The organism is Geopseudomonas sagittaria (assembly GCF_900115715.1).
Lineage (GTDB): Bacteria > Pseudomonadota > Gammaproteobacteria > Pseudomonadales > Pseudomonadaceae > Geopseudomonas > Geopseudomonas sagittaria.
The window spans coordinates 193,033-216,684 of record NZ_FOXM01000004.1; the positions used below are offsets into that span (position 1 = coordinate 193,033).

Genomic DNA, 23,652 nt, shown 5'->3' on the forward strand with positions numbered 1-23,652 from the left:
GGTCTTTTTTTGCCGGCGCAAAGCTGTCGAGGTGTCGCGGCAATTGCCGTGGCTGTGACGGCCATCACGCGGCTCCGCCGACAATCTCCCTAAGCTCCGATCTCCCTCGAGCAAGGACGCTCACCTAATGCCTCGCCGCCTCCTGCGCGCGCTGCACGGCGCCGCCCTGGCCCTGCCCCTCCTCCTGCACTGCACCGCCAGCCTGGCCGATCGCTGCCCGGACTGGTCTCCCGCTCGTGCCGAGCGTGAACTGCACACCCTCGCCACACAAATCGCCCGGTGGGATAGCGCCTATCACCGCGACGGCCAGTCGCTGGTCGCCGACGCGCTCTACGACCAGGCGCGCGCCCGCCTGGCGCAATGGAACCGCTGCTTCCCGGCTGCCGCCCGCCTGCCGGATGCCCTGGCCGCGGCCGCCGGTCCCGTGGCCCATCCGCTGGCGCACACCGGCCTGGACAAGCTCGACGATGCCGCCGCGGTGGAGGCCTGGATCGCCGGGCAGGGCGACCTGTGGGTGCAACCCAAGGTCGACGGCGTGGCGGTCAGCCTGGTCTATCAGGATGGCACGCTGGTGCAGGCGATCAGCCGCGGCGACGGGCGTCACGGCCAGGACTGGACGGCCAACGCGCGGCAGATCGCCGCGATCCCCGCCACCCTGGCCAGCGGTCGCGGCCGCCTGGTGCTGCAGGGCGAGCTGTACTGGCGCCTGCCCGGCCATGTGCAGGCCGAGGCCGGCGGCGTCGGCGCGCGCGGCAGGGTCGCCGGCCTGCTGGCCCGCCAGACGCTGAGCGCCGAGGACGCCAGCCGCATCGGCCTGTTCGTCTGGGACTGGCCGCAGGGGCCGGCGGACATGCACGAGCGCCTGGACGGCCTGCGCCGCCTCGGCTTCGACAGCCCGGACTACACCCGCGCCGTGCAGCATGCCGACGACATCGCCGCCTGGCGCGAGCACTGGTATCGCCAGCCGCTGCCGTTCGCCAGCGACGGCATCGTCATCCGCCACGGCCAGCGGCCGCCGGCCGCGCGCTGGCAGGCGGCGCCGCCGCACTGGGCGGTGGCCTGGAAGTATCCAGCCGAGCAGGCGCTGGCCGAGGTGCGCAGCGTGGAGTTTCGCATCGGCCGCCGCGGGCGGATCACCCCGCTGCTGCATCTGCAGCCGCTGCAGCTGGACGACCGGCGCATCGCCCGGGTCAGCGCCGGCTCGCTCAAGCGCTGGCGGCAGCTGGACATCCGCCCCGGCGACCAGGTGGCGGTGCGCCTAGCCGGGCTGAGCATTCCGCGCCTGGACGGGGTGGTCTGGCAGGCCGGCGAGCGCGCGCCGCTGCAGGTGCCGGATCCGGCGCGCCATCACCCGCTGAGCTGCTGGCAGGCCAGGGAAGCCGGCTGCGCCGGGCAGTTCCACGCCCGCCTGGTCTGGCTGAGCGGCCGCGAGGGTCTGGCGCTGGACAGCATCGGCCCAGGCACCTGGCAGACCCTGCAGGACAGCGGCCAGCTGCATGGGCTGCTCGACTGGCTGACGCTGGACGAGGCGCAGCTGGGCGCCCTGCCCGGCTTCGGCGCGCAGCGCGCGGCGACGGTGTGGCGCAACCTGCAGGCGGCCCGTCAGCGACCGTTCGCGCGCTGGCTCAGGGCGCTCGGCCTGCCGCCCAGCGGCAGCGCCCGACTGGCCGAGGACTGGCGGAGCCTGGCGACGCGCAGCGAGGCCGACTGGCTGGGCGCCGGCGCCAGCCGCCGTCAGGCCCGTCAGCTGCAGGCGTTCTTCGCCCACCCCGAGGTCGGCGCGTTGCGCAGCCGGCTGCAGAGCGCCGGAGTGGCGGGGTTCTAGTAGACGCGGAATTCCTCGTGACAGGCCTTGCAGGCCTTCTCCACGCGGTCGACCGGCGCGGCCAGCGCCTTGGCCTTGAGCGGCGTCTGGGCGCTGGCGGCGACCAGCGCCGCGGTGCTCGCCTCGAGGTCGCGGGCCAGCTGGTCGAAGCGCTCCTGGCGCTGCCAGACCTCGTCGCGGGCACTGCTGTTCTCCTCGCGCACCTGCGGGAAGTGCTGCCAGGGCTGACGCGACAGCTGGTCGAGCTTGACCGCGCCCTCGGCAAAGCGCTTCTCGTCGAAGCTGAGGCGCCCGCGCAGCATGCCGCCGAGATCCTCGCTGGTGTTGAGCATCTGCTTGAACAGCGCCTGGCGCTGGCCCAGCGGCGAGTTGGGGTCGACGCGGTCGCAGGCGCTCAGGGTCAGGCCGCACAGGGCCAGCAACAACAGGTTTCGGGCAATCATGGCAACTCGTGGTTCGTAGGCGGAAACGCGCGACAGTATCCGCGCATCGCCGGCGCGGGCCAAGCCCGCCGGACGGGGCGGGTTGCCGCACGCCGCCCGGCGGCCCCGCCAGCCGCCGCCGGGGGTGGCGCACACGGAAAACTTGGGCGTCGCGCCGCGCACCGCTATAATCGTCACGCTTTGCGGCCCACGGCCGCACCCGCCTCCCGTCCGAGGGGCGCTGCAGCAGGTCATCCCGGTCGTCGCACCGGCCACCTGTCAGGCTCGGACGGGCTGTCGCCACGGCCTGCACTGCGCAGCCGTTCCTGACTTCAACGGCGCCCATTCGCAGATCACGAATGGAGATACGCATGAGCGCTGCTTTTGCCGATTACAAGGTTGCCGACATTGAACTGGCCGCTTGGGGCCGTCGCGAGATCATCATCGCCGAGTCCGAGATGCCGGCCCTGATGGGCTTGCGCCACAAGTACGCGGCCCAACAGCCGCTGGCCGGCGCGAAGATCCTCGGCTGCATCCACATGACCATCCAGACCGCGGTGCTGATCGAGACCCTGGTCGCCCTCGGCGCCGAAGTGCGCTGGTCGTCCTGCAACATCTTCTCCACCCAGGACCAGGCCGCCGCGGCCATCGCCGCCGCCGGCATCCCGGTGTTCGCCTGGAAGGGCGAGACCGAGGAGGAGTACGAGTGGTGCATCGAGCAGACCATCCTCAAGGACGGCCAGCCGTGGGACGCCAACATGGTGCTGGACGACGGCGGTGACCTGACCCAGATCCTCCACGAGCGCTTCCCGGCGATGCTGGACAAGATCCACGGCGTGACCGAGGAAACCACCACCGGCGTGCACCGCCTGCTCGACATGCTCAAGGCCGGCAGCCTGAAAGTCCCGGCGATCAACGTCAACGACGCGGTGACCAAGAGCAAGAACGACAACAAGTACGGCTGCCGTCACAGCCTGAACGACGCCATCAAGCGCGGCACCGACCACCTGCTGTCCGGCAAGCAGGCCCTGGTGATCGGCTACGGCGACGTGGGCAAGGGCTCGGCCCAGTCGCTGCGCCAGGAAGGCATGATCGTCAAGGTCTCCGAGATCGACCCGATCTGCGCCATGCAGGCGTGCATGGACGGCTTCGAGCTGGTTTCCCCGTACATCAACGGCGAGAACGACGGCAGCGAAGCCAGCATCGACCGCACCCTGCTGGGCAAGATCGACCTGATCGTCACCACCACCGGCAACGTCAACGTCTGCGACGCCGGCATGCTCAAGGCGCTGAAGAAGCGCGCCGTGGTGTGCAACATCGGCCACTTCGACAACGAGATCGACACCGCCTTCATGCGCGCCAACTGGGCCTGGGAAGAGGTCAAGCCGCAGGTGCACAAGATCCACCGCACCGGCAAGGACGGCTTCGACGCGCACAACGACGACTACCTGATCCTGCTGTCCGAAGGCCGCCTGGTGAACCTGGGCAACGCCACCGGCCACCCGAGCCGGATCATGGACGGCTCCTTCGCCAACCAGGTGCTGGCGCAGATCCACCTGTACGGCGCGCGTTTCGCCGACCTGCCGGCCAGCGAGAAGGCCGCGCGCATCAGCGTCGAACTGCTGCCCAAGAAGCTCGACGAGGAAGTGGCGCTGGAGATGGTCAAGGGCTTCGGTGGCGTGGTCACCCGCCTGACCGGCAAGCAGGCCGAGTACATCGGCGTGACCGTCGACGGCCCGTTCAAGCCGGACAGCTATCGTTACTGATACGCCCCGTAGGGTGGGTTCGGCCGCAGGCCGCAACCCACCGACCGGCCGCCAGGCCGGCAATGCGGATGCCGACCGGCATCCCTGGCGGGTTACGCCGCGTGGCGGCTGACCCACCCTACGCTCAAGGATCCATTCCATGTCCCAGGAACGCCGCTACAGCTTCGAGTTCTTCCCCACCAAGACCGAAGCCGGGCACGAAAAACTGATGACCGTGGCCCGCCAACTGGCCGGCTACAACCCCGACTTCTTCTCCTGCACCTACGGGGCCGGCGGCTCGACCCGCGACCGCACCCTGCACACCGTGCTGCAGCTGGACGGCGAGGTGAAGGTGCCGACCGCGCCGCACCTGTCCTGCGTCGGCGACAGCAAGGCCGAGCTGGGCGAGCTGCTCAACCTGTACCAGAACGCGGGGATCAAGCGCATCGTCGCCCTGCGCGGTGACCTGCCCTCGGGCATGGGCATGGCCAGCGGCGAGCTGCGCTACGCCAACGAGCTGGTGGAGTTCATCCGCAGCGAAACCGGCGAGCATTTCCACATCGAGGTTGCCGCCTATCCGGAAGTGCACCCGCAGGCGCGCAGTTTCGAGGATGATCTGCTCAACTTCGTGCGCAAGGTCCAGGCCGGCGCAGACAGCGCGATCACCCAGTACTTCTTCAACGCCGACTGCTACTTCTATTTTGTGGAACGCGTGCGCAAACTGGGTGTCAAAATCCCGATCGTCCCGGGTATCATGCCGATCACCAACTACAGCAAGCTGGCCCGCTTCTCCGACGCCTGCGGCGCCGAGCTGCCGCGCTGGATTCGCAAGCAGCTGGAAGCCTACGGCGACGATCTGGAGAGCATCCAGGCCTTCGGCGAGCAGGTGGTGACCGAGATGTGCGAGAAGCTCCTCGCCGGCGGTGCCCCCGGGCTGCACTTCTACACCCTGAACCAGGCCGAACCAAGCCTGGCGATCTGGAACAACCTCAAGCTGCCACGCTGAGGTCGAGCCTTGCGGCTCACAATGCTACGGACCTCCGTCCAGACCACCACCCAGCGCAGGGCGGTGGCCGTCGGGCGGGGGCGCAGGTCTGACCTGCGCCCTGTTCGCAGTCGATGATGATGCGCGCGGGATCCACCGGCCAACTGCCGGGCCGATCCCCCCCGAGTCGGCGGGTTGCCGACATGAAACAGGAACCCCGCATGTCCTTTACTTCCCTCGGTCTCTCCGAGGCCCTGGCTCGCGCCCTCGAGGCCGCCGGCTACACCCAGCCCACTCCGGTGCAGCAACGCGCCATTCCCGCCGCCCTGCAGGGCCGCGACCTGATGGTCGCCGCGCAGACCGGCACCGGCAAGACCGGCGGCTTCGCCCTGCCGGTCCTCGAACTGCTGTTCCCCAACGGCCATCCCGACCGCGAACACCGCCATGCGCCGAAACAGCCGCGCGTGCTGGTGCTGACCCCGACCCGCGAACTGGCCGCCCAGGTGCACGACAGCTTCAAGCTGTACGCCCGCGACCTGCCGCTGAAAAGCGCCTGCATCTTCGGCGGGGTCGGCATGAACCCGCAGGTCCAGGCCCTGGCCAAGGGCATCGACGTGCTGGTCGCCTGCCCCGGCCGCCTGCTCGACCTGGCCAACCAGAAGGCCATCGACCTCGGCCACGTGGAAATCCTCGTCCTCGACGAAGCCGACCGCATGCTCGACATGGGCTTCATCCACGACGTCAAGAAGGTGCTCGCCAAGCTGCCGAGCAAGCGGCAGAACCTGCTGTTCTCGGCGACCTTCTCCAAGGACATCACCGACCTCGCCGGCAAGCTGCTGCACAACCCCGAGCGCATCGAGGTCACCCCGCCGAACACCACGGTGGAGCGCATCGAGCAGCGCATGTTCCGCATCGGCGCCACCCAGAAGCGTGCCCTGCTCGCCCACCTGGTGACCGTCGGCGCCTGGGAGCAGGTGCTGGTGTTCACCCGGACCAAGCACGGGGCCAACCGCCTGGCCGAGTACCTGTGCAAGCAGGGCCTGCCGGCCGCCGCGATCCACGGTAACAAGAGCCAGAACGCGCGCACCAAGGCGCTGGCCGACTTCAAGGCCAATGAAGTGCGCATCCTGGTGGCCACCGACATCGCCGCCCGCGGCCTGGACATCGACCAGCTGCCGCACGTGGTCAACTACGAGCTGCCCAACGTCGAGGAAGACTACGTCCACCGCATCGGCCGTACCGGCCGGGCCGGGCGCAGCGGCGAGGCGGTTTCGCTGGTGTCGCCGGACGAGGACAAGCTGCTCAAGGCCATCGAGCGCCTGACCAAGCAGCGCATCCCCGAAGGCGACCTGATGGGCTTCGACCCCAGCCAGGTGGTCGACAGCGGCCCGGCCGACAGCGACGAGCGTCCGCCGCGTCCGACCCACGGCCGTGGCCGCAAGGACCTGCCCAACGAGCGCAAGGAGCGCCCGCGCGCCGACAAGGCCAAGGCCGACAAGCCCGCCCAGCCGGCGCGCGGCGAGCAGAGCGCCAGCAAGCCGCGCGGCGAGCGCCCGGCACGCAGCGCCGCTGCCGCCGAGCAGGGTGGCGACAAGTCGCGCAATCGCCGTGGCGGCCAGAGCCAGGAGCCGGGCCGCAGCGAGCGCCGCGGGCCCAAGCCGGCGGCCATCCAGCTGGCCCCCGGTGAGCTGCCGCTGCCGACCCGTCCCGACCGCGACCCGGAAGCCTTCCTCGACGACGAGTACGACAACTTCGGCAACAGCGTCGAGTACGTCAGCCCCTACCAGGGCAAGAACCAGAGCCGCGGCCGCCGTCCGGCGGGTGCAGGTACTGGCGCCAGCGCCGCCAAGCCGGCCACGGCAGGCGCCCGTCCGGCCGCGGCAGCCCCGCGCAGCAATGCGGGCAAGCCAGCCGGCGGACGGCAGAACAGCGCCGGCGGCAAGGGCCGTGCGCCCCGCGACATCGGCCAGCGCTCGCGCGACAGCCTGCTGCGCGAGCCGGCCCTGCGCGAACCTGCCGCCGTGCGCAGCCCCCGCGACAGCCAGCCAGTGATCGTGCACAAGCCGTCGCGCAGCGACCGCCTGCCGACCGCCGAGCAGCTCGAGCAGCTCGAGCAGGAAAACCGCGCGCGCAGCGAGAAGCCGGCCCTGCTGACCCGCAACAAGTAAGCCGCCGCAACGCAAAACGCCGACCCCAGGGTCGGCGTTTTGCTGTCCGCATGGCGCGCTACAGCTCCTCCTCGTCCTCTTCTTCGTGCATCAGCGCCAGGCTGCGCGCCACCAGCAGGGCGATGAACATCACCCCCATCACCGCCTCGGTACCAGCCAGCAGGCGCGCTGCCGGCGCGATGGCGTGGATGTCGCCGTAGCCGACCGTGGTCAGGGTCGCCAGGCTGTAGTAGACGAAGTCGTCCAGCAGCAGCTTGTCCACGCTGTTGAACGCCCCCGGCACCAGGCCGCTGACCACCTGATAGGCGAAGGCAAAGGCCAGCCCCAGCTGCAGGTACAGCGCGCACAGGCCGTAGAGCAGTTCCTTGGTCACCGGTCGCTCGCCGGTAACACGGTGGAACAGGGTGGCGCAGAGCAGCAGGTAGAAGACGATCAGGCCCAGACCGTCGCTCAGCGCCTGCGGCAGCACGATCAGTTGGTCGAGGCCGAGCAGCAGCAGGTTGATCCCGCCGATCCACAGCGCCAGCTGCTGGAACAGGCGCTTGTGGCGCAGGGTGTTGATCCCGGCCAGCACCAGGCCGAGCAGGCAGCCCCACTCCAGCCACAGCGGCGGCGCGGGCCAGCCCATCACCAAGGTCAGCAGGCCACTGGCGACCAGCAGCAGGCGGAAGCGGTAGCGCAGCAGGATGTCGTTCACACGGGCGATCCAGGCAATGACAGGCAGCGAGTCTGCAGAAGGCGTCCAGCGCCGTCCAGTCGGCAGAAACGCGAACGCCGCCCCAAGGGGCGGCGTTCGGCTGACGCGGGGTGGCTTACTGACGCACGCCTTCCACCGAGATGATCAGCTCGACTTCCGAGGAGGCCGGGCCGAGATCCTTCTCGATGTCGAAGTCCTTCAGCTTGAGCTTGGTGCTGCCCTCGAAGCCGGCGCGGTAGCCGCCCCACGGGTCCTGGCCTTCACCGATGAACTTGGCGGCGATCACCACCGGCTTGGTCACGCCGTTGAGGGTCAGGTTGCCGCTGATGTCGGCGGTGCCTTCGCCGGTGGACTTCACGCCGGTGGAGGCGAAGCTCGCGGTCGGGTGCTTGGCGACGTTGAGGAAGTCGGCGCTGCGCAGGTGCTTGTCGCGCTCGGCATGGTTGGAGTCGACGCTGGCGGTCTTCAGCTCGACCTGCACCTTGCTCTCCTCGGGCTTGGCGGCGTCGAAGCTGAAGGCGCCGTCGAAGTCGTTGAAGGTGCCGTACAGCCAGCTGTAGCCGAGGTGGCTGATCTTGAAGTTGACGAAGGCGTGCTGGCCTTCCTTGTCGATCTTGTACTCGGCGGCCATGGCCTGGGCACCGAACAGCAGGGAACCGAGGCTCAGCGCCAGCAGGGATTTTTTCAGCATGGATAGACTCCGTTTCAGTTGCAGGGTCAGTCGCGTTCGCGGCCGAGCATGCGGCTCAGCGTCGCGTCGCGGTCGATGAAGTGGTGCTTGAGGGCGGCCAGCGCGTGCAGCACGGCCAGGCCGACCAGACCCCAGGCCAGCCACAGGTGGACGACACCGGCGATGTCTTCCTGGCCCTCCAGGCCGCTCAGGGTCGCCGGCACGCTGAACCAGCCGAACACTTCGATGGCGCGGCCGTCGGCGGTGGAGATCAGGTAGCCGGAGAACATCAGGGCAAACAGGCCGAGGTAGAGCAGGCCGTGCACCAGCGCCGCACCGCGCCGGGTCATTGCGCTGTAGTTGCTCAGCGCCGGCGGTGGCGGGCTGACGAAGCGCCAGAGCAGGCGCAGCAGCATGGCGAGCAGCAGCAGGATGCCCACGCCCTTGTGCAGGTCGGGGGCGCGGCGATACCAGCTGCTGTAGTAGTCGAGACCGACCATCCACAAGCCGAGGCCGAACAGGCCGAACACCGCCAGGGCCACGCCCCAGTGCAAAACAATGCTGAACAGCCCGTAACGCCGGGCAGAATTGCGCCACTGCATGAGAAGGGTTCCCGTTAAAACCATGGCGGCAAGACTAACAACAAATACATCGATACAAAGCGGAAATTCTCGGTGATAAGGATTCAAAATATTGATCGGTGAACACCTGCAGCCGCTGACCGCACACGCCCCGGGTTGTCCATCGCGCCGCGCCAGCGGCTACACTGTGCGCCCTGCCCGACCCGCCCGAGGAGCGCCGCCGATGAGCCGCAACCAGCAATGGATGGAGCGCGACCTTGCCGTGCTCTGGCACCCCTGCACGCAGATGAAGGATCACGAGCAGCTGCCGCTGATCCCGATCCGCCGAGGCGAAGGCGTGTGGCTGGAGGACTTCGACGGCAAGCGCTACCTCGACGCGGTCAGCTCCTGGTGGGTCAACGTGTTCGGCCATGCCAATCCGCGCATCGGCGCGCGGATCAAGGCGCAGGTCGACCAGCTCGAGCACGTGATGCTCGCCGGCTTCAGCCATCAGCCGGTGATCGAGCTGTCCGAGCGCCTGGTGGCGATCACCCCGCCGGGCCTCGAGCGGGTGTTCTACGCCGACAACGGCTCCTCGGGCATCGAGGTGGCGCTGAAGATGAGCTTCCACTACTGGCGCAACTGCGGCCATGAAACCAAGAAGCGCTTCGTCACCCTGACCAACAGCTACCACGGCGAGACCGTGGCGGCGATGTCGGTGGGCGACGTGGCACTGTTCACCGACACCTACAAGCCGCTGCTGCTGGACACCTTCAAGGTGCAAAGCCCTGACTGCTACCACCGCCCCGAGGGAGTGAGCTGGGAGGCGCATTCGCGGACCATGTTCGCCCACATGGAGCAGACCCTGGCCGATCATCACGGCGAGATCGCCGCGGTGATCGTCGAGCCGCTGATCCAGGGCGCCGGCGGCATGCGCATGTACCACCCCATCTACCTCACCCTGCTGCGCGAGGCCTGCGACCGTTACCAGGTGCATCTGATCGCCGACGAGATCGCCGTCGGCTTCGGCCGCACCGGCACGCTGTTCGCCTGCGAGCAGGCCGGCATCACCCCGGACTTCCTCTGCCTGTCCAAGGCGCTGACCGGCGGCTATCTGCCGATGGCCGCGGTGCTGACCACCGACAGCGTGTACCAGGCCTTCTACGCCGACTATGCCACCCTGCGCGCCTTCCTCCACTCGCACACCTACACCGGCAACCCGCTGGCCTGCGCCGCAGCCCTGGCGACCCTGGACATCTTCGCCGAGGACAACGTGATCGAGGCCAACCGGGCGCTCAGCGCGCGCATGGCCAGCGCCACCGCGCACCTCAGGGAACATCCGCATGTCGCCGAGGTGCGTCAGACCGGCATGGCCCTGGCCATCGAGATGGTCGAGGACAAGGCCGCCAAGACGCCCTACCCGTGGCAGCAACGTCGCGGCATGGCGGTCTACCAGCACGCGCTGCGCCGCGGCGCCCTGCTGCGCCCGCTGGGCAGCGTGGTGTATTTCCTGCCGCCCTACGTGATCACCCCCGAGCAGATCGACTTCCTCGCCGAGGTGGCCACCGAGGGTATCGACCTGGCCACCCGCGCGCGGGTCAGCGTGGCGGTGCCGACCGGCGCGCCGGCCGAGTTCCGCGATCCCGGATAGCGGCGCAGCCGACCGGGCGGGTGGCGGAAGTCGCGCCGGCACGGATGACGCAGTGGCGTCACCAGGATGGAGCGCGGCGCCCTCGCGCCCGTCTGCACCGCAGCAATGCGCTGCGGCCCCCTACTGCTGTACGTGGCCAGCGGTTAAGCTTGCCGCCTTCCACTCGCAGCCTGCCACACACGCCCCATGCGCCTATCCCGTTTCTTCGTCGACCTCCCCCTCGCCCTCGGCCAGCACCCGCTGCCGGAAGCCCAGGCCCACTATATCGGCCGCGTCCTGCGCCTCGCCGCCGGCGATGCCGTGCAGCTGTTCGACGGCAGCGGCCAGGAGTTCGTGGGCGAGCTGGTCGAGGTGGGCAAGAAGAGCGTGCAGGTCGAGCTGCGCGAACAGTTCGCCGGCCTGACCGAGTCGCCGCTGCGCATCCACCTGGGCCAGGGCCTGTCGCGTGGCGAGCGCATGGACTGGGCGATCCAGAAGGCCACCGAACTGGGCGTGGCGGAAATCACCCCACTGGTCAGCGAGCGCTGCGAGGTACGCCTGAAGGACGAGCGCGCCGACAAGCGCCTGGCCCACTGGCGGCAGATCGCCATCAGCGCCTGCGAGCAGTGCGGCCGCTCGGTGCTGCCGACCATCAACGCGCCGCTCGGCCTGCATGACTGGCTGGCGCAGACCGCAGCCGAGCTGAAGCTGGTCCTGCACCCGGTCGCCGCGCCGCTGGCCAGCCATGCCCGCCCTGGCTCGCTGGCCTTCCTGATCGGTCCGGAAGGCGGCCTGAGCGACGCGGAGGTGGAGCAGGCGCAACGTGCCGGCTACCACGCCGCGCGCCTCGGCCCGCGGGTGCTGCGTACCGAAACCGCACCGGTGGTCGCCCTCAGCGTGGCCCAACAGTTGTGGGGCGACTTCTAGAGCCGGCACTGAAACACCAAGGCCCGCATGCGCGGGCCTTGGTGTTTTCGCCTGATCGGCTCAGATCAGGCCGATATCCGCCAGCTTCTGCTCCAGCGCCACCAGGTCGGGAATCCGCGCCACGTCGCCCTCGACCAGCGCCGAATCCAGTTCCAGCGCCGCCAGCGGCGCGCCAGCCGGGGCCAGGCCGCTGTCGAGCTTGTGCGGGCGCGGGATGCCCTGCACCAGCAGGGCGTAGAACTTCAGGTGCGGCCGGCCGCCGACGGCGTTGATCACCGCCACCCGCGCTCCCGGCGCCGGAGCCGCCGGCACGCTGCCGCTCGAGGCGGTCTCGAAGGACAGCAGCGGCAGACGCAGGTCGCGCCAGATGATGTCGCCCAGATACCAGTCGGGCGTGCCGAGCCGCGGCTCCACCGGACGCTGGTTGATCAGCTCGGCCAGTGCAACGCTGGGCAGCAGCAGGCTGCGGTCGCTCAAGGGCAGCAACAGGCTGTTGAGGGTTTGCGGCGAATGGCCGGCAACGGGGGCTTGGCTCATGGCTGACTCCTGATAACGGCGGCGCGGATCACTGGTCGTACTGCTCGGCCAATCGCGCCACCAGCGCTTCGGCCAACTCGCGCGGCGACGCGCTGAAACTGCTGTAGCCGCCCTCGCGCAGGCTGTCGGGCATGCTCGGGCAGGCGCAACTGTCGGCCTGCTGGGTCCAGATCAGCCCGCCCTGGCGACGCACGTAGGCGGCGGCGGCACTGCCGTCGCTGCCCATGCCGCTGAAGGCGATGACCCCGCAGCAGGACGGAAACTGTTGCGCCAGGTTGAGCATCATCTGATCGATCGAGGGACTGTAGGGCTCCGGCCAGGGGCGCGCATGGATCTGCATGCGCCCGTCGTCGGCAAACGCCAGCTCCTGGCTGATCGGTGCCACCACCACCTCGCCGCAGCGCACCCAGTCGCCATCGCGGGCCAGGCTCACCGGCCACTGGCTGTGGCGCCCGACGGCCTGCGGCAAACGCTGTTCGAACGAGGCATCGATGTGCTGGGCATAGACCAGGCCGAGCGGCAGACCACCGGGCAGCGCATCGAGAAACTCCTTGACCGCCTCCGGCCCTCCCAGCGAGGCGGCCAGCAGCCAGACCTCGCGGGCCGGCTGCCCGGCAACCAGCGCCGTGCTGCTCAGCGAATCCGGCAGATTGAGGCGTGCCAGACGCTGAGCCTGGTTGAGCAGTCCCTCCAGGCTCGGACCGACCGCCCGGGCCGGATCACCGACCAGACGCTTGAGCTTGCCGACCAGGCGCCGCTCCCAGCGCGGGTAGTGCTCGGAGTTGCGCTCCGGGGCCTGTCCCTCGCCGAACAGCACCGGGGCCGTGGCCTGATCGAGCAGCAGGTCGATCAGCGGCGAGTCCTCCAGCTGGGCCAGGTCGACCAGCCACAGGTCCGGCGTGCAGGCGCGCAGCTGTTCGCCATCCAGGCGCTGCGGGTCACTGTTGAGCAGCACCTGATAGCCGTTGGCGAGCAGGGTCTGCTGCAGCACATGGCGCTGCAGCGAGGTATCGGCGATGACCGCAACGCGGCCGCTGCTGCGCTCAGTCATGGCGCTGTACCAGTTGCTGGTGGATGTGCTCCAGCAGCAACGCTTCCTGATAGGGCTTGCCGAGGTACTGGTTGACGCCGATGGCCAGCGCACGCTCGCGGTGCTTCTCGCCGGTTCGCGAAGTGATCATGATGATCGGCAGATCCTTGAGCCGCTCGTCGTGGCGCACCAGGGTGGCCACCTCGAAACCGTCCATGCGCGGCATCTCGATGTCCAGCAGCATCACGTCCGGCAGCACCTCCTGCAGCTGGGTGATGGCGTCCAGTCCGTCCTTGGCGGTCACCACGTCCATGCCGTTGCGCTCCAGCAGACGCGTGGTCACCTTGCGCACGGTGACCGAATCGTCGACCACCATGACCAGCGGCGGGCGCTGCTTGTCGACGTTCTCGGCCCCCGCGTGGGCCGTGCCGGCATGTCGCGGCAGCTGCTGGGCCTGGCGCGCACGCAGGGTCGCCAGCAGGTCGAGAATCACCACCACCCGGCCATCGCCGAGGATGGTCGCGCCGGAAATGCCATGCACCGCGGCGAACTGCGCGCCGAGGCTCTTCACCACGATCTCGCGCGAGCCGGCCAGGCTGTCCACCTGCACAGCCGTGGCGTATTCGGCGGAGCGCACCAGCACCACCGGCAGCGGCAGGCTCTGTCCGGCCAGCTTGGGCTGCTGGCCATTGTTCAGCAGCTCGCCGAGGTACTTCAGCTCGTACTGCTGGCCGGCGTATTCAAAGCGCGGCGCGTTGGGCCGGTAGTAGCTCTCCAGCTCGAACGGCGAGATGCGCACGATACCTTCGACGGTGTTCAGCGGGATGGCGTAGAGGTCATCGCCGGAGTGCACCATCAGCGCACGGTTGACCGATACGGTGAACGGCAGACGCACCAGGAAGCGCGTTCCCTGGCCACTGACCGAATCGATGCTGACCGTGCCGCCCAGCTGCTTGACTCCGGAGGCCACCACGTCCATGCCGACGCCACGCCCGGAGATCTGCGTGACCTGGGCGGCCGTGGAGAAGCCGGCCTCGAGGATGAACTGCAGCACCTCGTAGTCGGAAAGCTCGGCATCGGCGGCCATCAGGCCGCGCTCGACGGCCTTTCTGCGCACCGCAGCGATGTTCACCCCGCCGCCGTCGTCGGCCAGGGTCAGCAGGATGTCGCCACCCTCGCGGCTCAGGCTCAGGCGGATGGTGCCGAGATCCGGCTTGCCGGCGGCACGCCGTGCCTCGATTGCCTCGATGCCGTGGTCGACGGCATTGCGCAGCATGTGCTCCAGCGGCGCCACCATGCCTTCCAGCACGCTGCGGTCCATCTCGCCTTCGGCGTTCTGCACCACCAGCTCGACCTGCTTGCCCAGCTCGCCGGCGACCTGGCGCACGATGCGGCGCAGGCGCGGCACCAGACGGTCGAACGGCACCATGCGGGTGCGCATCAGGCCTTCCTGCAGCTCGGTGTTGACCCGCGCCTGCTGCAGCAGCAGGGTTTCCGCATCGCGGTTGCGCGCGGTCAGGGTTTCCTTGAGGTCGAGCAGGTCGGAGGCCGACTCGAACAGTGCGCGCGACAGCTGCTGCAACTGCGAATAACGGTCCATTTCCAGCAGGTCGAAGTCTTCGTAGCCGGCCCGCTCGCTCACCGACTGGTAGCGCGAGAGGATCTGCGCCTGGGTCTCGATATCCAGACGGCGCAGCTGATCGCGCACCCGCTCGATGGTGGCCTCCATCTCGCCGAGGGTGAAGGCGGTGTCGTTGACCTGCTGTTCGATGCGGCCGCGGAAGATCGAGGTCTCACCGGCGAGGTTGACCAGCGCCTCGAGCAGCTCGGCGGGCACCTTGACCAGCTCCTGCGGGGCACGCTGCGCAGCTGCCTCGGCGGCCATCTGCTGGGCACGCAGGACAAACGGCAATACTTTGTGGGGCGCCACGGCCGAGAGCGGCAGGATGCGCTGCACCAGCCGTTCGACCTGCACCTGCGGAGTCGACGCCTGGCTGACCGCGACTGCAGCGGCTGGCACCACTGCCGCCGGCAAGAACCCGCGCAGTTGCTCGACGCCCGCCATCAGCCCTTGGTAACCGGCCTGCAGAGCAGGCAGCAGGCCATTCAGCCCGCTATCGTCGTCGCCAGCCTCGGCCAGACACTCTTCCAGGCGCTGGCTCAACTCCACCAGCGGTTGCTGGCGAGCCAGCTGGGCTCCGCCCTTGAGAGTGTTCAGCAGGCCGCGCAACTCATCCAGCGGGACTGCAGCAGTGCTTTGCCAACGCCCCAGCGCCCCGTCCAGGGCCTCCAGCTGATCGCCAGCCTCGTCGAGGAACAGCGACAGCACTTCGCTGTCGCTGGGCTCCGGGGTGACGTAGCCGACCCGATGGTCCGCCTCGGCCGTCGGCACCGGCGCCTCGGCGATGAAAGTCGACTCGCCTTCTGCCGCCGGCTCGACCGCTGCGGTGGGCTCGTTGCTGGCCGCGAAGGCCTCGGCCTGGCGGGCATCATTGCCGAGCTGCGCCTGCTGGCGGAAACGGCGGATCGCCGCGACCTGCTGGCCACCGTCAGGCAGCGGGTCGCCGCTGCGCAGGGCCTCCAGCATCAGGGCCAGGCGGTCGTGGCAGTCGTGCAGCAGGCCAAACAGCGCGCCTTCCGCCTGCAGGCGGCCGTCGCCGAGACCTTCGTAGAGATATTCCAGTTCATGGGCCAGATCGCCGATTTCGCCGATCTCGGCCATCCGCGCGCCGCCCTTGAGGGTATGCAGATCACGCTGAAGGGCATCCAGGTCCGGTCCCTTGGCACCGGCATCCAGCCAGCGCTGCAGAGCCTCGCTCGCCGAGTCGAGGATATCGAAACCTTCCTCGAGGAAGATTTCCACCAGCTCGGGGTCACGCTCGACCACCACGCTGTCCGTCATGACCGACTGCGACGCAGATCCCAGCGACTGCGGACTGACCTGGGTGGAGAACGCCGCGGTAGCGGGTGCCTGCGCCGGCTCCGCAGGCGCATCGAGCAGCAACTCCGGCCACTCGGCCTGGGTGGCAGCTTCGGCTTCGGCAGCAGCGCGTGCCTGGGCAGCGGCTTCGGCTTTGGCTTCGGCTTCGGCTTCGGCTTCGGCTTCCGCGGCAGCTTGCGCCTGGGCAGCAGCCTCGGCTTCGGCGGCGGCACGCGCCTGGGCAGCGGCCTCGGCTTCCGCGGCAGCACGCGCCTGGGCAGCGGCCTCGGCTTCCGCGGCAGCACGCGCCTGGGCAGCGGCCTCGGCTTCCGCGGCAGCGCGTGCCTGGGCAGCGGCTTCGGCTTCGGCAGCAGCGCGTGCCTGGGCAGCGGCCTCGGCTTCCGCAGCAGCGCGTGCCTGGGCAGCGGCTTCGGCTTCCGCGGCGGCACGCGCCTGGGCTTCGGCGGCCAGCGCCGACGGCGCCAGCGCATTACCTTGACGCAACTCGCGCATCTGGCCGAGCAGTGCGCCGGCAGCGGTCAGCGGCAGCCTCTGCTGCAACTCCTCCACCTGACGAGCCAGCAGATCGTGCCCTGCGTGCAGCAGGTGTACTGCGCCGCTCGCCAAGTCGAAGCGACCATCGGTCAGGCCTTCGTAGATCGACTCCAGCTCATGGGCCAGATCACCGATGGCCCGCACGCCAGCCATCCGGGCACCGCCCTTGAGGGTGTGCAGGTCGCGCTGCAGCGCGGCCAGCGCCGAGCGTGCCTGCGGCTCGGCCAGCCAGCGTTCGAGGGCTTCGCCGGCGCTGTCGAGAATGTCGCCGGCCTCTTCGAGGAAGATCTCGACCATCTCTTCATCGAGGTCTTCCTCGTCGACCGCCGGCAGCTCATGCGCCACGACCTGCACGACCGGTGCAGGCTCGCCGCCCCGGGTAAGTTCACTAGGGCGAGGAAGCTGCGACTCGCGCTCGAACTCAAGTTCGGGTTCGGGTTCGGCTCGAGGCTCGGCTCGAGAGTCCGCGAGCAACGGCCGTGCGGCTTCGGCTTGCGCCGCAGCCGCGGCCGCGGCATTGCTCAGCAGCAGCTCGAGGGCCTGCACGCGCTCCGGCTGCGGGCTGACTTCGAGACCGGCGGCCACCTGATCCATCATGCCGATCAGCGCTTCATGGGCAGCCTCGGCTTCGCGGAAGAAGGCCTCGTCCACGGCCAGACGAGACTCGCCCACCGCGTTGTAGGTAGTCAGCAGCGCAGCACAGAGCAGATCGACCTGCGGCAGATCGGCCTGCAGCGCGCCGTGGGCCAGGGTAGCCAGTTCGTCGCGCAGGGCATCCAGCTCGACGTGCTCGGCCGGATGCTGGCGCCAGCGAGCCAGCAGGTCGTCGGCGTCCAGCAGAATGTCCATGCCGTCGGCGAGGAACTGGCTGATCAGCTTGGGATCGCGATTGTCGTGGTCGCGCCAACTGGCTTCGGCGGCATCCAGCTGCTCCTGATGCAGCTGCTGCACCCGCTCCAGCAGGGCCACGCTACCGGGCAGACTCGCCAGGGGCGCGCGACCGAGCTGCTGCAGACCATGCTGCAGCATCCTTTCGGCATCGCGCAGCAGTTCGGCAGCCGCCAGGCCGAAGGGAATCAGGTTGGTCTTGAATTCCTTGGCCAGCTTCTCCAGCGGCGCGGCCACTTCGGCGATCGGCAGGATGCCGGCCATGTAGGCACTGCCCTTGAGGGTATGCAGGGCACGCTGCAGTTCGTCGGTGACCGGTTGTGGCAACTCGCGATCGCAGGCGGCGAGGAAGTGCGCCAGCGCCTCGAGATGCGCTTCGGCTTCGGTGCAGAAGACTTCCAGCAGCTGCGGATCGAGCAACTCATCGTCGCTGCTGCCGGCATTGTCGGTCACGGTGGGCGCTGCGGCCGCCACGGGCGGCGTCATGCTCGCCCGGGGCAACGGCTGTCCCTTGGACAGCGAATGGGCCGCCGCCGCCAACTGGTCGACATCGTCGCGCTGGCGCTGGGCCTTGCCGGCATACTCCTCGACCAGCGCAGGCAGAAGGTCGACCACCTCGCGGATCAACTGCAGCAGCGGCGCATCGGCCTGGATGCTGCGGTCGATGACCCGGTTGAGCATGTTCTCGATCGACCAGGCCAGCTCGCCAACGACCAGGGCACGGACCATGCGGCCGCTGCCCTTGAGGGTATGGAAGGCCCGACGCACTTCGGTGAGCGCCTCGCGGTTGCCGGTATCGGCGGACCACTGCGGCAGGTATTCGTTGAGGGTCTCGAGCACCTCGCCGGCTTCCTCGACGAACACTTCCTGCAGGTCTTCGTCTATCGGCTCCTCGTCGGCCGGCGGCGGCAACAGTTGCGGCGGTGCATCCTGGGCCGGCGGGTTGATCGCCGCCACCGGTGTGGCCATCACGTCGGCCAGGGTCAGCACGACTGCAGGCTCGACCTCGGCGGCGCTGGCAAGCGGCGCATCAATGACGCCGATCGGAGCGAGTTGCGACTCGGCCGGCAGCACGGTTTCGGCAACGGCCGGCTCCGGGACGACGTCAGGGCGCTCGGCGGACAGCGCCACGGCCTCGGGCTCGGCCTCGGCGGCCGACAGCGGCAGACCAACCGTGTTGCCCGCAACAGAGAGGGAGTGCGGGTCGCGCGATTCGGCGACTGCCGCTGACTGCGCTTCAGGAAGCTGGTCGACGGTGAGCGCAGTCGCCTGCGGCAGCACCTGCGCGATCGGCTCGGCTAGCGGCGTCAGGTCGACCGCCGCCGGACTCGCCGGCACGGCAGTGACCAGCACCTCGCTCGGCACATCGAGAATCGAGCGCGTCGGCTTCAGGCCGTAGCCCAGCGCGGTGAGGCTTTCCTCGGCGACATCGAGAATCAGATCGCCCTGACTGGCATGATCTTCGGCGATCCGCTCGAGGTAGTACTCGACGCTGGTGATCGCATCGGCCAGGGTGTCCAGACTTTGCCAGCTGGGCACCGTCTGGCGCACCAGCAGCTGCTCGCGGATGTAACGGCAGCAGGCATCCAGCAGCGCCGCCGCGCGGGGCAACGGGATGATGCCGAGACCACCGCGCACCTGGGTCAGCAGCTCGGGCACCCGAGCCAGATGCTCGTGGTTCCACTGCGAGCCGATGAACTCGATAATCGCGTCCTTGGACTGCTCGAGTCCGTTGCGCGCCTCCTTGATCACCAGCTGGTGGATCTGCCCCACGTCGGTGGTCGGCAACAGGTTGTCTTCCGCCCGCTCGCCCTCCGCCGGACCGACCATGCCGGACAGCGTCGCTTCGACGAACAGCAGGGCGCCGGCGACGTCCATCAGTACCGCATCATTGGGCTGGTGCTGCCCACCGATCAGTAGGCCAATCACATCGAGCTGATCGGCAATCACCTTGCGCTGCGGACCGAAGCCGAGCACGCCCAAGGTATCGGCGATCTGCTTGAGCGGTGCCTGCAGGCCGACGAGGTCCGCCATCTGGTGGCGATCGCTGCGCACGAACAGGTCCAGGCTGTCCTTGACCCGCACCAGCTCCTCGCACAGGGCGCCGACCACCGAGCGCATCGCGTCACGGTCGGGCCCCGCCATGCGGGCCCGCTCCTCGTCCACCACCTGGCTGTCAGGCATCGCCTCGGCCAGCTGGAAGCGCGCTTTCAGTTCACCAATGCGGCCGGCTTCGCTCGGGCTCTTGGCCACGTAGAACAGCAGGTTCTTCAACAACTGGTCGGGCGCCGGCTGGTTGAGGGCGGCAATGCCCTCGTCGATCAGACGCTTGAGTTCGCGATCGACCTCGCGCAGCAGGGTGCGTACCGTGTTGCTAGCAGGGATGCTGTCACCGCTCAGCCCCTCGACCACGCCAGCGGCCACCGACCACAGGGGGGCGATCGGCGCACCGGCACACAGGCTTTCCAGCTTGGCGAACACCTTGGCCAAGTAGGCCAGCTGGGTCGCCGGTTCTTGATTGCGCATGTAGCCGACCAGTGCCACCTGCAGCATCTGTCGCAGCTTGCGCAGCAGGGTCGGCAGACCGGCGCGCTCCAGACGCTCGAGCGCGGCCTGCGGCAGCGCCGCCGGCCGTGCCGACAGGTCCGGGGCAAACAGGCTGGTCTCCGACAGCAGGCTCTCGCTGCGCGCGGCGCGCAGGTCGTTGAGCAGCGGCAGCACCACCAGCGGCAGGTCGCGACGCGCGCTCTGGATCCGCTCGAGATAGACCGGCAACTGCAGGATCGCCTGCATCAGCACCGGCAAGCCGTCACCCTGGGTGCTGGCGCGCCCTTCGATCAACGCCTGGAGCAGCTGCTCCATTTCCTCGGCCAGCAGAGCGGCGCCATAGAACTCGACCATCTGCAGGGTACCCTGCACCTGATGGATGTAGTTCAGGCAAAAACGCAGACGCGTCAGGTCCTGCGGGCTTTCGACGAATGCCTCAAGGGCCTGGCGGGCCTGCTTCAGGGTCTCCGCGATTTCGCCCTTGACCCACTCCAGGGCGACATAGTCGTGCCGATCACCCATAGCGACTCCAAACATTGATCATGGTTACCCCTTTCGGGTAAAGGCCAGCACCTGCTCATCGGCGACCGGCTGCAGCTGCGGGTGACTCCAATCGGCCACTTCGCCGACTCCGATCACCAGCAGCCCGCCAGGCGCCAGACGCTCGACCAGGCGCGAGAGAATCTCGCGCCGGCGCCAGCGCCGGAAGTAGATCAGCAGGTTCTGACAGAAAATGACGTCCATACCGCGCTGCGGCGCACGCGCCAGATCGAGCACATTCAGACGGGAAAAACAGACTCGCTCACGCAGGGCATCGCACACCGTGAGGCTGCCATCGTCCTGCGCCTGGAAATAGCGCTCGAGCAGCTCCGGTGCCAGCTCACCAACCCGCCGTGGGTTGTAGCAGGCGCCCCGGGCACGCTCCAGGGCGCTGAGACTGAGATCGGTACCGGTGACGCCGAAACGCCCGTCCAGCCCGGCCTCGCGCTGCACCTCGGCAGCCAGCAGGGCCAGCGAATAGACTTCCTCACCGCTGGAACAACCGACGCTCCACAACTGCCAGCCGCACTTGTCCGGGCTCGCCAGCAGCCGTCCGCGCAGATAGCCGGCGAGATGCTCGAACGATGCCGGATGGCGGAAGAAGCGGGTTTCCTGCACGGTCAGATGGTCCATCAGGTGCGACCACTCGACGGCGCCACGCGGTCCGGCGGTCACCTGCTGGTAGTAGCCGGCATAGCTGTCCAGCTCCAGCTCGCGCAGACGAGTCGCCAGAATGGTCTGCAGAAACGCGCGGCGCTGCTCGTTGAGCACGATGCCGCTACGCGTTTCCAGCAATTCCTGCCAGGCGCGAAATTCCGCTGCCGTGATATCGGGCAGCGGCTTCATCGCCCAGACCGCGCTTGGCTGCATGCCGCGCCCCTCGTTGGTGCTCGTCCGGCGGCAGCCCTCTCAGGCCGCCGCACTCCATGGCCTCAGGCCTGCTCGCGCTCTTCGGGCAGGGTGAAACCGGATACCGACTTGCGCATGTCGCTGGCCATCTTGGCCAGGGTGCCGATGCTGCGCGCCGTCGCGGTGGTACCGGACGAGGTCTGGGTGGTGATCTCCTGAATCACGTACATGGTGTTGGAGATGTGACCGGCCGAGGAGGACTGCTGGCGGGCGGCGTTGGAGATGTTCTGGATCAGCGCGGCGAGGCTGCGCGATACCTTCTCGATCTCTTCCAGGGCCACACCGGCGTCCTGGGCCAGGCGGGCACCGCGCACCACCTCGGTGGTGGTCTGTTCCATCGAGATGACCGCCTCGTTGGTGTCGGTCTGAATGGTCTTCACCAGCGCCTCGATCTGCTTGGTGGCCGCCGAGGAACGTTCTGCGAGGCGCTGTACCTCGTCCGCTACCACGGCGAAGCCGCGACCGGCGTCGCCGGCCATGGACGCCTGGATCGCCGCGTTAAGTGCCAGGATGTTGGTCTGGTCGGCAATGTCGTTAATCAGGCTTACGATGTCACCGATCTCCTGGGACGACTCACCAAGACGCTTGATCCGCTTGGAGGTGTCCTGGATCTGCTCACGGATGTTATCCATGCCGGCGATGGTGTTCTGCACCACCTCGTTGCCCTTGTTGGCGATGGCTACCGAACGTTCCGCTACCGCGGTTGATTCGGCGGCGTTGGCCGATACCTGGTCGATCGACACGGCCATTTCGTTGATCGCCGCGGAGGCACCGGCGATTTCTTGGGCCTGGTGCTCGGAAGCCTCGGCCAGGTGCATGGCGGTGGCCTGGGTTTCCTGGGCGGCACCAGCCACCTGGACAGCGGTCTGGTTGATGGTCTCTACCAGGTCGCGCAGCTGGTCGATGGAGTAGTTGATCGAGTCGGCGATGGCGCCGGTGAAGTCTTCGGTTACCGTGGCCTGTACGGTCAGGTCACCGTCGGCCAGGTCGCCGATCTCGTCGAGCAGACGCAGAATCGCGGTCTGGTTGCGATCGTTCTTCTCGGCGGTCTCGGCCAGACGGCCGCGGGTATCACGCACCAGAACCAGCGCCATCAGCATGATCGAGGCCAGGGCCAGCAGACCCAGCAGGTAACCGGCCAGGGTGTTGAAGGCGCGACCGTCGGCGAGGTTTTCGAAGTCGGCACTCAGCTGGGTGGTGTGCTCGAGCACCTTCTGCGATACGCCGAAGATGTTGTTGGCGGACTCGCGCACCTGGAACAGCTGCGGCGAGGTTTCCAGAATCTCGTCCACCGAGCCGGAAACGAAGGAGAACAGCTCGGAGATTTCACTCAGACGACTGATGGCCTCGGCGTCGGTCACCTTGGAGATCGACATCGCCGGGTTGCCTTCGAGCATGCCCTTCAGGACGCGCCCGAACAGGCTGGCATCGCGACCAAAGCTGTCGGCAGCCTGCACCGAATCCTCGGCACCGGCCAGCACCTTGTTCACTGCAGCGAGAATCCGCTCGGCGAGCAGGGTCTGACGCTGGGCCACGGCGACCTGGTCGGCCGACGCGCCGTTCTCGAGGAGGATGTCCACCACTTCCTCGTATTCGGCCTGCAGCTGGGGAATGGTTTCAGCCAGGGTCTCGGCCACCTGGTGCAGCGACAGTACGGTCTGCTGGCTGGCCAGAATGGCGTCGGCACTGCTACGCAGACGCGTCCACTCGTCGCCCAGAACAGCCATATTCGCGGATACCGCCTCCGGACTGGCCGGCAGGCCGGTGTCCGGGTTGCCTTCGGTCAGCCAGCCCCAGCGCTGCTCGAAGTCGTCGCGCTCGCTTTTCAGCAGGGCGAAAGCCTCGGACTTGCCCGCCGCCGCCTCGATGGCGTTTTTCGCGATACCCTGAGAGAGCAGGCGCAGCTCGCCGGCGTGGCCGATGTACTGCTTGTCATGCTCGGCCTGCTGGTTGAGGTATGCGAAGTTGGCAAACAGCAACACCACCGAAACGATCAGGACGACGAACAGCCCGCCGATCAATCGACTGCTGCTCATGCCGGTGAACAAATTGCCCGCGTTAAGTTTTTTCATCGTCTGGCCCCCGCCTGGACCTACC

Annotated in this window: 15 protein-coding genes and 1 riboswitch; of the genes, 6 read left to right on the forward strand and 9 right to left on the reverse strand. The window is 68.4% G+C overall.

All coding sequences use genetic code 11. The features are described 5' to 3' along the window. The first annotated feature begins 127 nt into the window (after positions 1–127). A complete protein-coding gene (gene ligB / locus BM297_RS06875; protein ID WP_092429613.1) occupies positions 128–1,825 on the forward strand; it encodes an NAD-dependent DNA ligase LigB in 1,698 nt (565 codons plus the stop codon). On the opposite strand, the gene BM297_RS06880 is transcribed toward ligB, so the two are convergent. Then, positions 1,822–2,268: a c-type cytochrome gene (locus BM297_RS06880; RefSeq protein WP_092429615.1), complete on the reverse strand. Its 447-nt coding sequence runs from the start codon at positions 2,266–2,268 to the stop codon at positions 1,822–1,824. The two genes, ligB and BM297_RS06880, sit on opposite strands and share 4 nt — an antisense overlap. Positions 2,269–2,474: 206 nt before the next feature. Then, positions 2,475–2,598: riboswitch (S-adenosyl-L-homocysteine riboswitch) on the forward strand. Between the two features lie 8 nt (positions 2,599–2,606). On the opposite strand from BM297_RS06880, the gene BM297_RS06885 reads away from it, so the two are divergent. From BM297_RS06885 to BM297_RS06895, 3 genes are all read left to right on the forward strand, one after another. Next, complete coding sequence (locus BM297_RS06885; RefSeq protein WP_092429617.1) at positions 2,607–4,013, forward strand: adenosylhomocysteinase; 1,407 nt, start codon at positions 2,607–2,609, stop codon at positions 4,011–4,013. 139 nt (positions 4,014–4,152) lie between these two features. After that, complete coding sequence (gene metF, locus BM297_RS06890; protein WP_092429619.1) at positions 4,153–4,998, forward strand: methylenetetrahydrofolate reductase [NAD(P)H]; 846 nt, start codon at positions 4,153–4,155, stop codon at positions 4,996–4,998. A gap of 200 nt (positions 4,999–5,198) precedes the next feature. Then, positions 5,199–7,145 (forward strand): RNA helicase RhlE2, encoded by a 1,947-nt coding sequence (locus tag BM297_RS06895; protein ID WP_092429621.1) that lies wholly within the window; start codon positions 5,199–5,201, stop codon positions 7,143–7,145. 58 nt (positions 7,146–7,203) lie between these two features. On the opposite strand, the gene BM297_RS21790 is transcribed toward BM297_RS06895, so the two are convergent. The 3 genes from BM297_RS21790 to BM297_RS06910 form a co-directional block, all read right to left on the reverse strand. After that, positions 7,204–7,842, reverse strand: coding sequence for a potassium channel family protein (locus BM297_RS21790; RefSeq protein WP_175526612.1), 639 nt, complete (start codon positions 7,840–7,842; stop codon positions 7,204–7,206). 115 nt (positions 7,843–7,957) lie between these two features. Further along, on the reverse strand, positions 7,958–8,533 hold the full coding sequence (locus BM297_RS06905) for a YceI family protein (protein WP_092429623.1): 576 nt from the start codon (positions 8,531–8,533) through the stop codon (positions 7,958–7,960). A 26-nt stretch (positions 8,534–8,559) separates the two neighbouring features. Further along, on the reverse strand, positions 8,560–9,114 hold the full coding sequence (locus tag BM297_RS06910) for a cytochrome b (protein ID WP_092429625.1): 555 nt from the start codon (positions 9,112–9,114) through the stop codon (positions 8,560–8,562). Between the two features lie 202 nt (positions 9,115–9,316). Between BM297_RS06910 and BM297_RS06915 the strand changes: the two genes are divergently transcribed. Both BM297_RS06915 and BM297_RS06920 read left to right on the forward strand, forming a co-directional pair. Next, positions 9,317–10,723, forward strand: a complete 1,407-nt coding sequence (locus BM297_RS06915; protein ID WP_092429627.1) for an adenosylmethionine--8-amino-7-oxononanoate transaminase — start codon at positions 9,317–9,319, stop codon at positions 10,721–10,723. 186 nt (positions 10,724–10,909) lie between these two features. Next, positions 10,910–11,629 carry a 16S rRNA (uracil(1498)-N(3))-methyltransferase gene (locus BM297_RS06920; RefSeq protein WP_092429629.1) on the forward strand — a complete coding sequence of 240 codons (720 nt, stop codon included), beginning with the start codon at positions 10,910–10,912 and terminating at the stop codon, positions 11,627–11,629. Between the two features lie 60 nt (positions 11,630–11,689). Here BM297_RS06920 and BM297_RS06925 read toward each other — a convergent pair whose 3' ends face one another. The 5 genes from BM297_RS06925 to BM297_RS06945 all read right to left on the reverse strand — a co-directional run bounded on the left by BM297_RS06925 (position 11,690) and on the right by BM297_RS06945 (position 23,627). Then, the gene (locus BM297_RS06925) at positions 11,690–12,166 is read right to left on the reverse strand and encodes a CheW domain-containing protein (protein ID WP_092429631.1); all 477 of its coding nucleotides are present in this window, start codon (positions 12,164–12,166) and stop codon (positions 11,690–11,692) included. Between the two features lie 28 nt (positions 12,167–12,194). After that, on the reverse strand, positions 12,195–13,217 hold the full coding sequence (locus BM297_RS06930; RefSeq protein ID WP_092429633.1) for a chemotaxis protein CheB: 1,023 nt from the start codon (positions 13,215–13,217) through the stop codon (positions 12,195–12,197). Next, positions 13,210–20,628 (reverse strand): hybrid sensor histidine kinase/response regulator, encoded by a 7,419-nt coding sequence (locus BM297_RS06935; RefSeq protein ID WP_092429635.1) that lies wholly within the window; start codon positions 20,626–20,628, stop codon positions 13,210–13,212. Before BM297_RS06935 ends, BM297_RS06930 begins: the two co-directional genes overlap by 8 nt. 24 nt (positions 20,629–20,652) lie before the next feature. After that, the gene (locus BM297_RS06940) at positions 20,653–21,516 is read right to left on the reverse strand and encodes a CheR family methyltransferase (RefSeq protein WP_092429637.1); all 864 of its coding nucleotides are present in this window, start codon (positions 21,514–21,516) and stop codon (positions 20,653–20,655) included. Positions 21,517–21,578: 62 nt separating this feature from the next. Further along, positions 21,579–23,627, reverse strand: coding sequence for a methyl-accepting chemotaxis protein (locus tag BM297_RS06945; protein WP_092429639.1), 2,049 nt, complete (start codon positions 23,625–23,627; stop codon positions 21,579–21,581). Positions 23,628–23,652 lie beyond the last annotated feature (25 nt).

Bases quoted from the DNA above. Each gene is read 5' to 3' on its own strand.
- ligB (WP_092429613.1), top strand. From the start codon at position 128: ATGCCTCGCCGCCTCCTGCGCGCGCTGCACGGCGCCGCCCTGGCCCTG.
- BM297_RS06880 (WP_092429615.1), bottom strand. From the start codon at position 2,268: ATGATTGCCCGAAACCTGTTGTTGCTGGCCCTGTGCGGCCTGACCCTG.
- BM297_RS06885 (WP_092429617.1), top strand. From the start codon at position 2,607: ATGGAGATACGCATGAGCGCTGCTTTTGCCGATTACAAGGTTGCCGAC.
- metF (WP_092429619.1), top strand. From the start codon at position 4,153: ATGTCCCAGGAACGCCGCTACAGCTTCGAGTTCTTCCCCACCAAGACC.
- BM297_RS06895 (WP_092429621.1), top strand. From the start codon at position 5,199: ATGTCCTTTACTTCCCTCGGTCTCTCCGAGGCCCTGGCTCGCGCCCTC.
- BM297_RS06905 (WP_092429623.1), bottom strand. From the start codon at position 8,533: ATGCTGAAAAAATCCCTGCTGGCGCTGAGCCTCGGTTCCCTGCTGTTC.
- BM297_RS06910 (WP_092429625.1), bottom strand. From the start codon at position 9,114: ATGCAGTGGCGCAATTCTGCCCGGCGTTACGGGCTGTTCAGCATTGTT.
- BM297_RS06915 (WP_092429627.1), top strand. From the start codon at position 9,317: ATGAGCCGCAACCAGCAATGGATGGAGCGCGACCTTGCCGTGCTCTGG.
- BM297_RS06920 (WP_092429629.1), top strand. From the start codon at position 10,910: ATGCGCCTATCCCGTTTCTTCGTCGACCTCCCCCTCGCCCTCGGCCAG.
- BM297_RS06925 (WP_092429631.1), bottom strand. From the start codon at position 12,166: ATGAGCCAAGCCCCCGTTGCCGGCCATTCGCCGCAAACCCTCAACAGC.
- BM297_RS06930 (WP_092429633.1), bottom strand. From the start codon at position 13,217: ATGACTGAGCGCAGCAGCGGCCGCGTTGCGGTCATCGCCGATACCTCG.
- BM297_RS06935 (WP_092429635.1), bottom strand. From the start codon at position 20,628: ATGGGTGATCGGCACGACTATGTCGCCCTGGAGTGGGTCAAGGGCGAA.
- BM297_RS06940 (WP_092429637.1), bottom strand. From the start codon at position 21,516: ATGCAGCCAAGCGCGGTCTGGGCGATGAAGCCGCTGCCCGATATCACG.
- BM297_RS06945 (WP_092429639.1), bottom strand. From the start codon at position 23,627: ATGAAAAAACTTAACGCGGGCAATTTGTTCACCGGCATGAGCAGCAGT.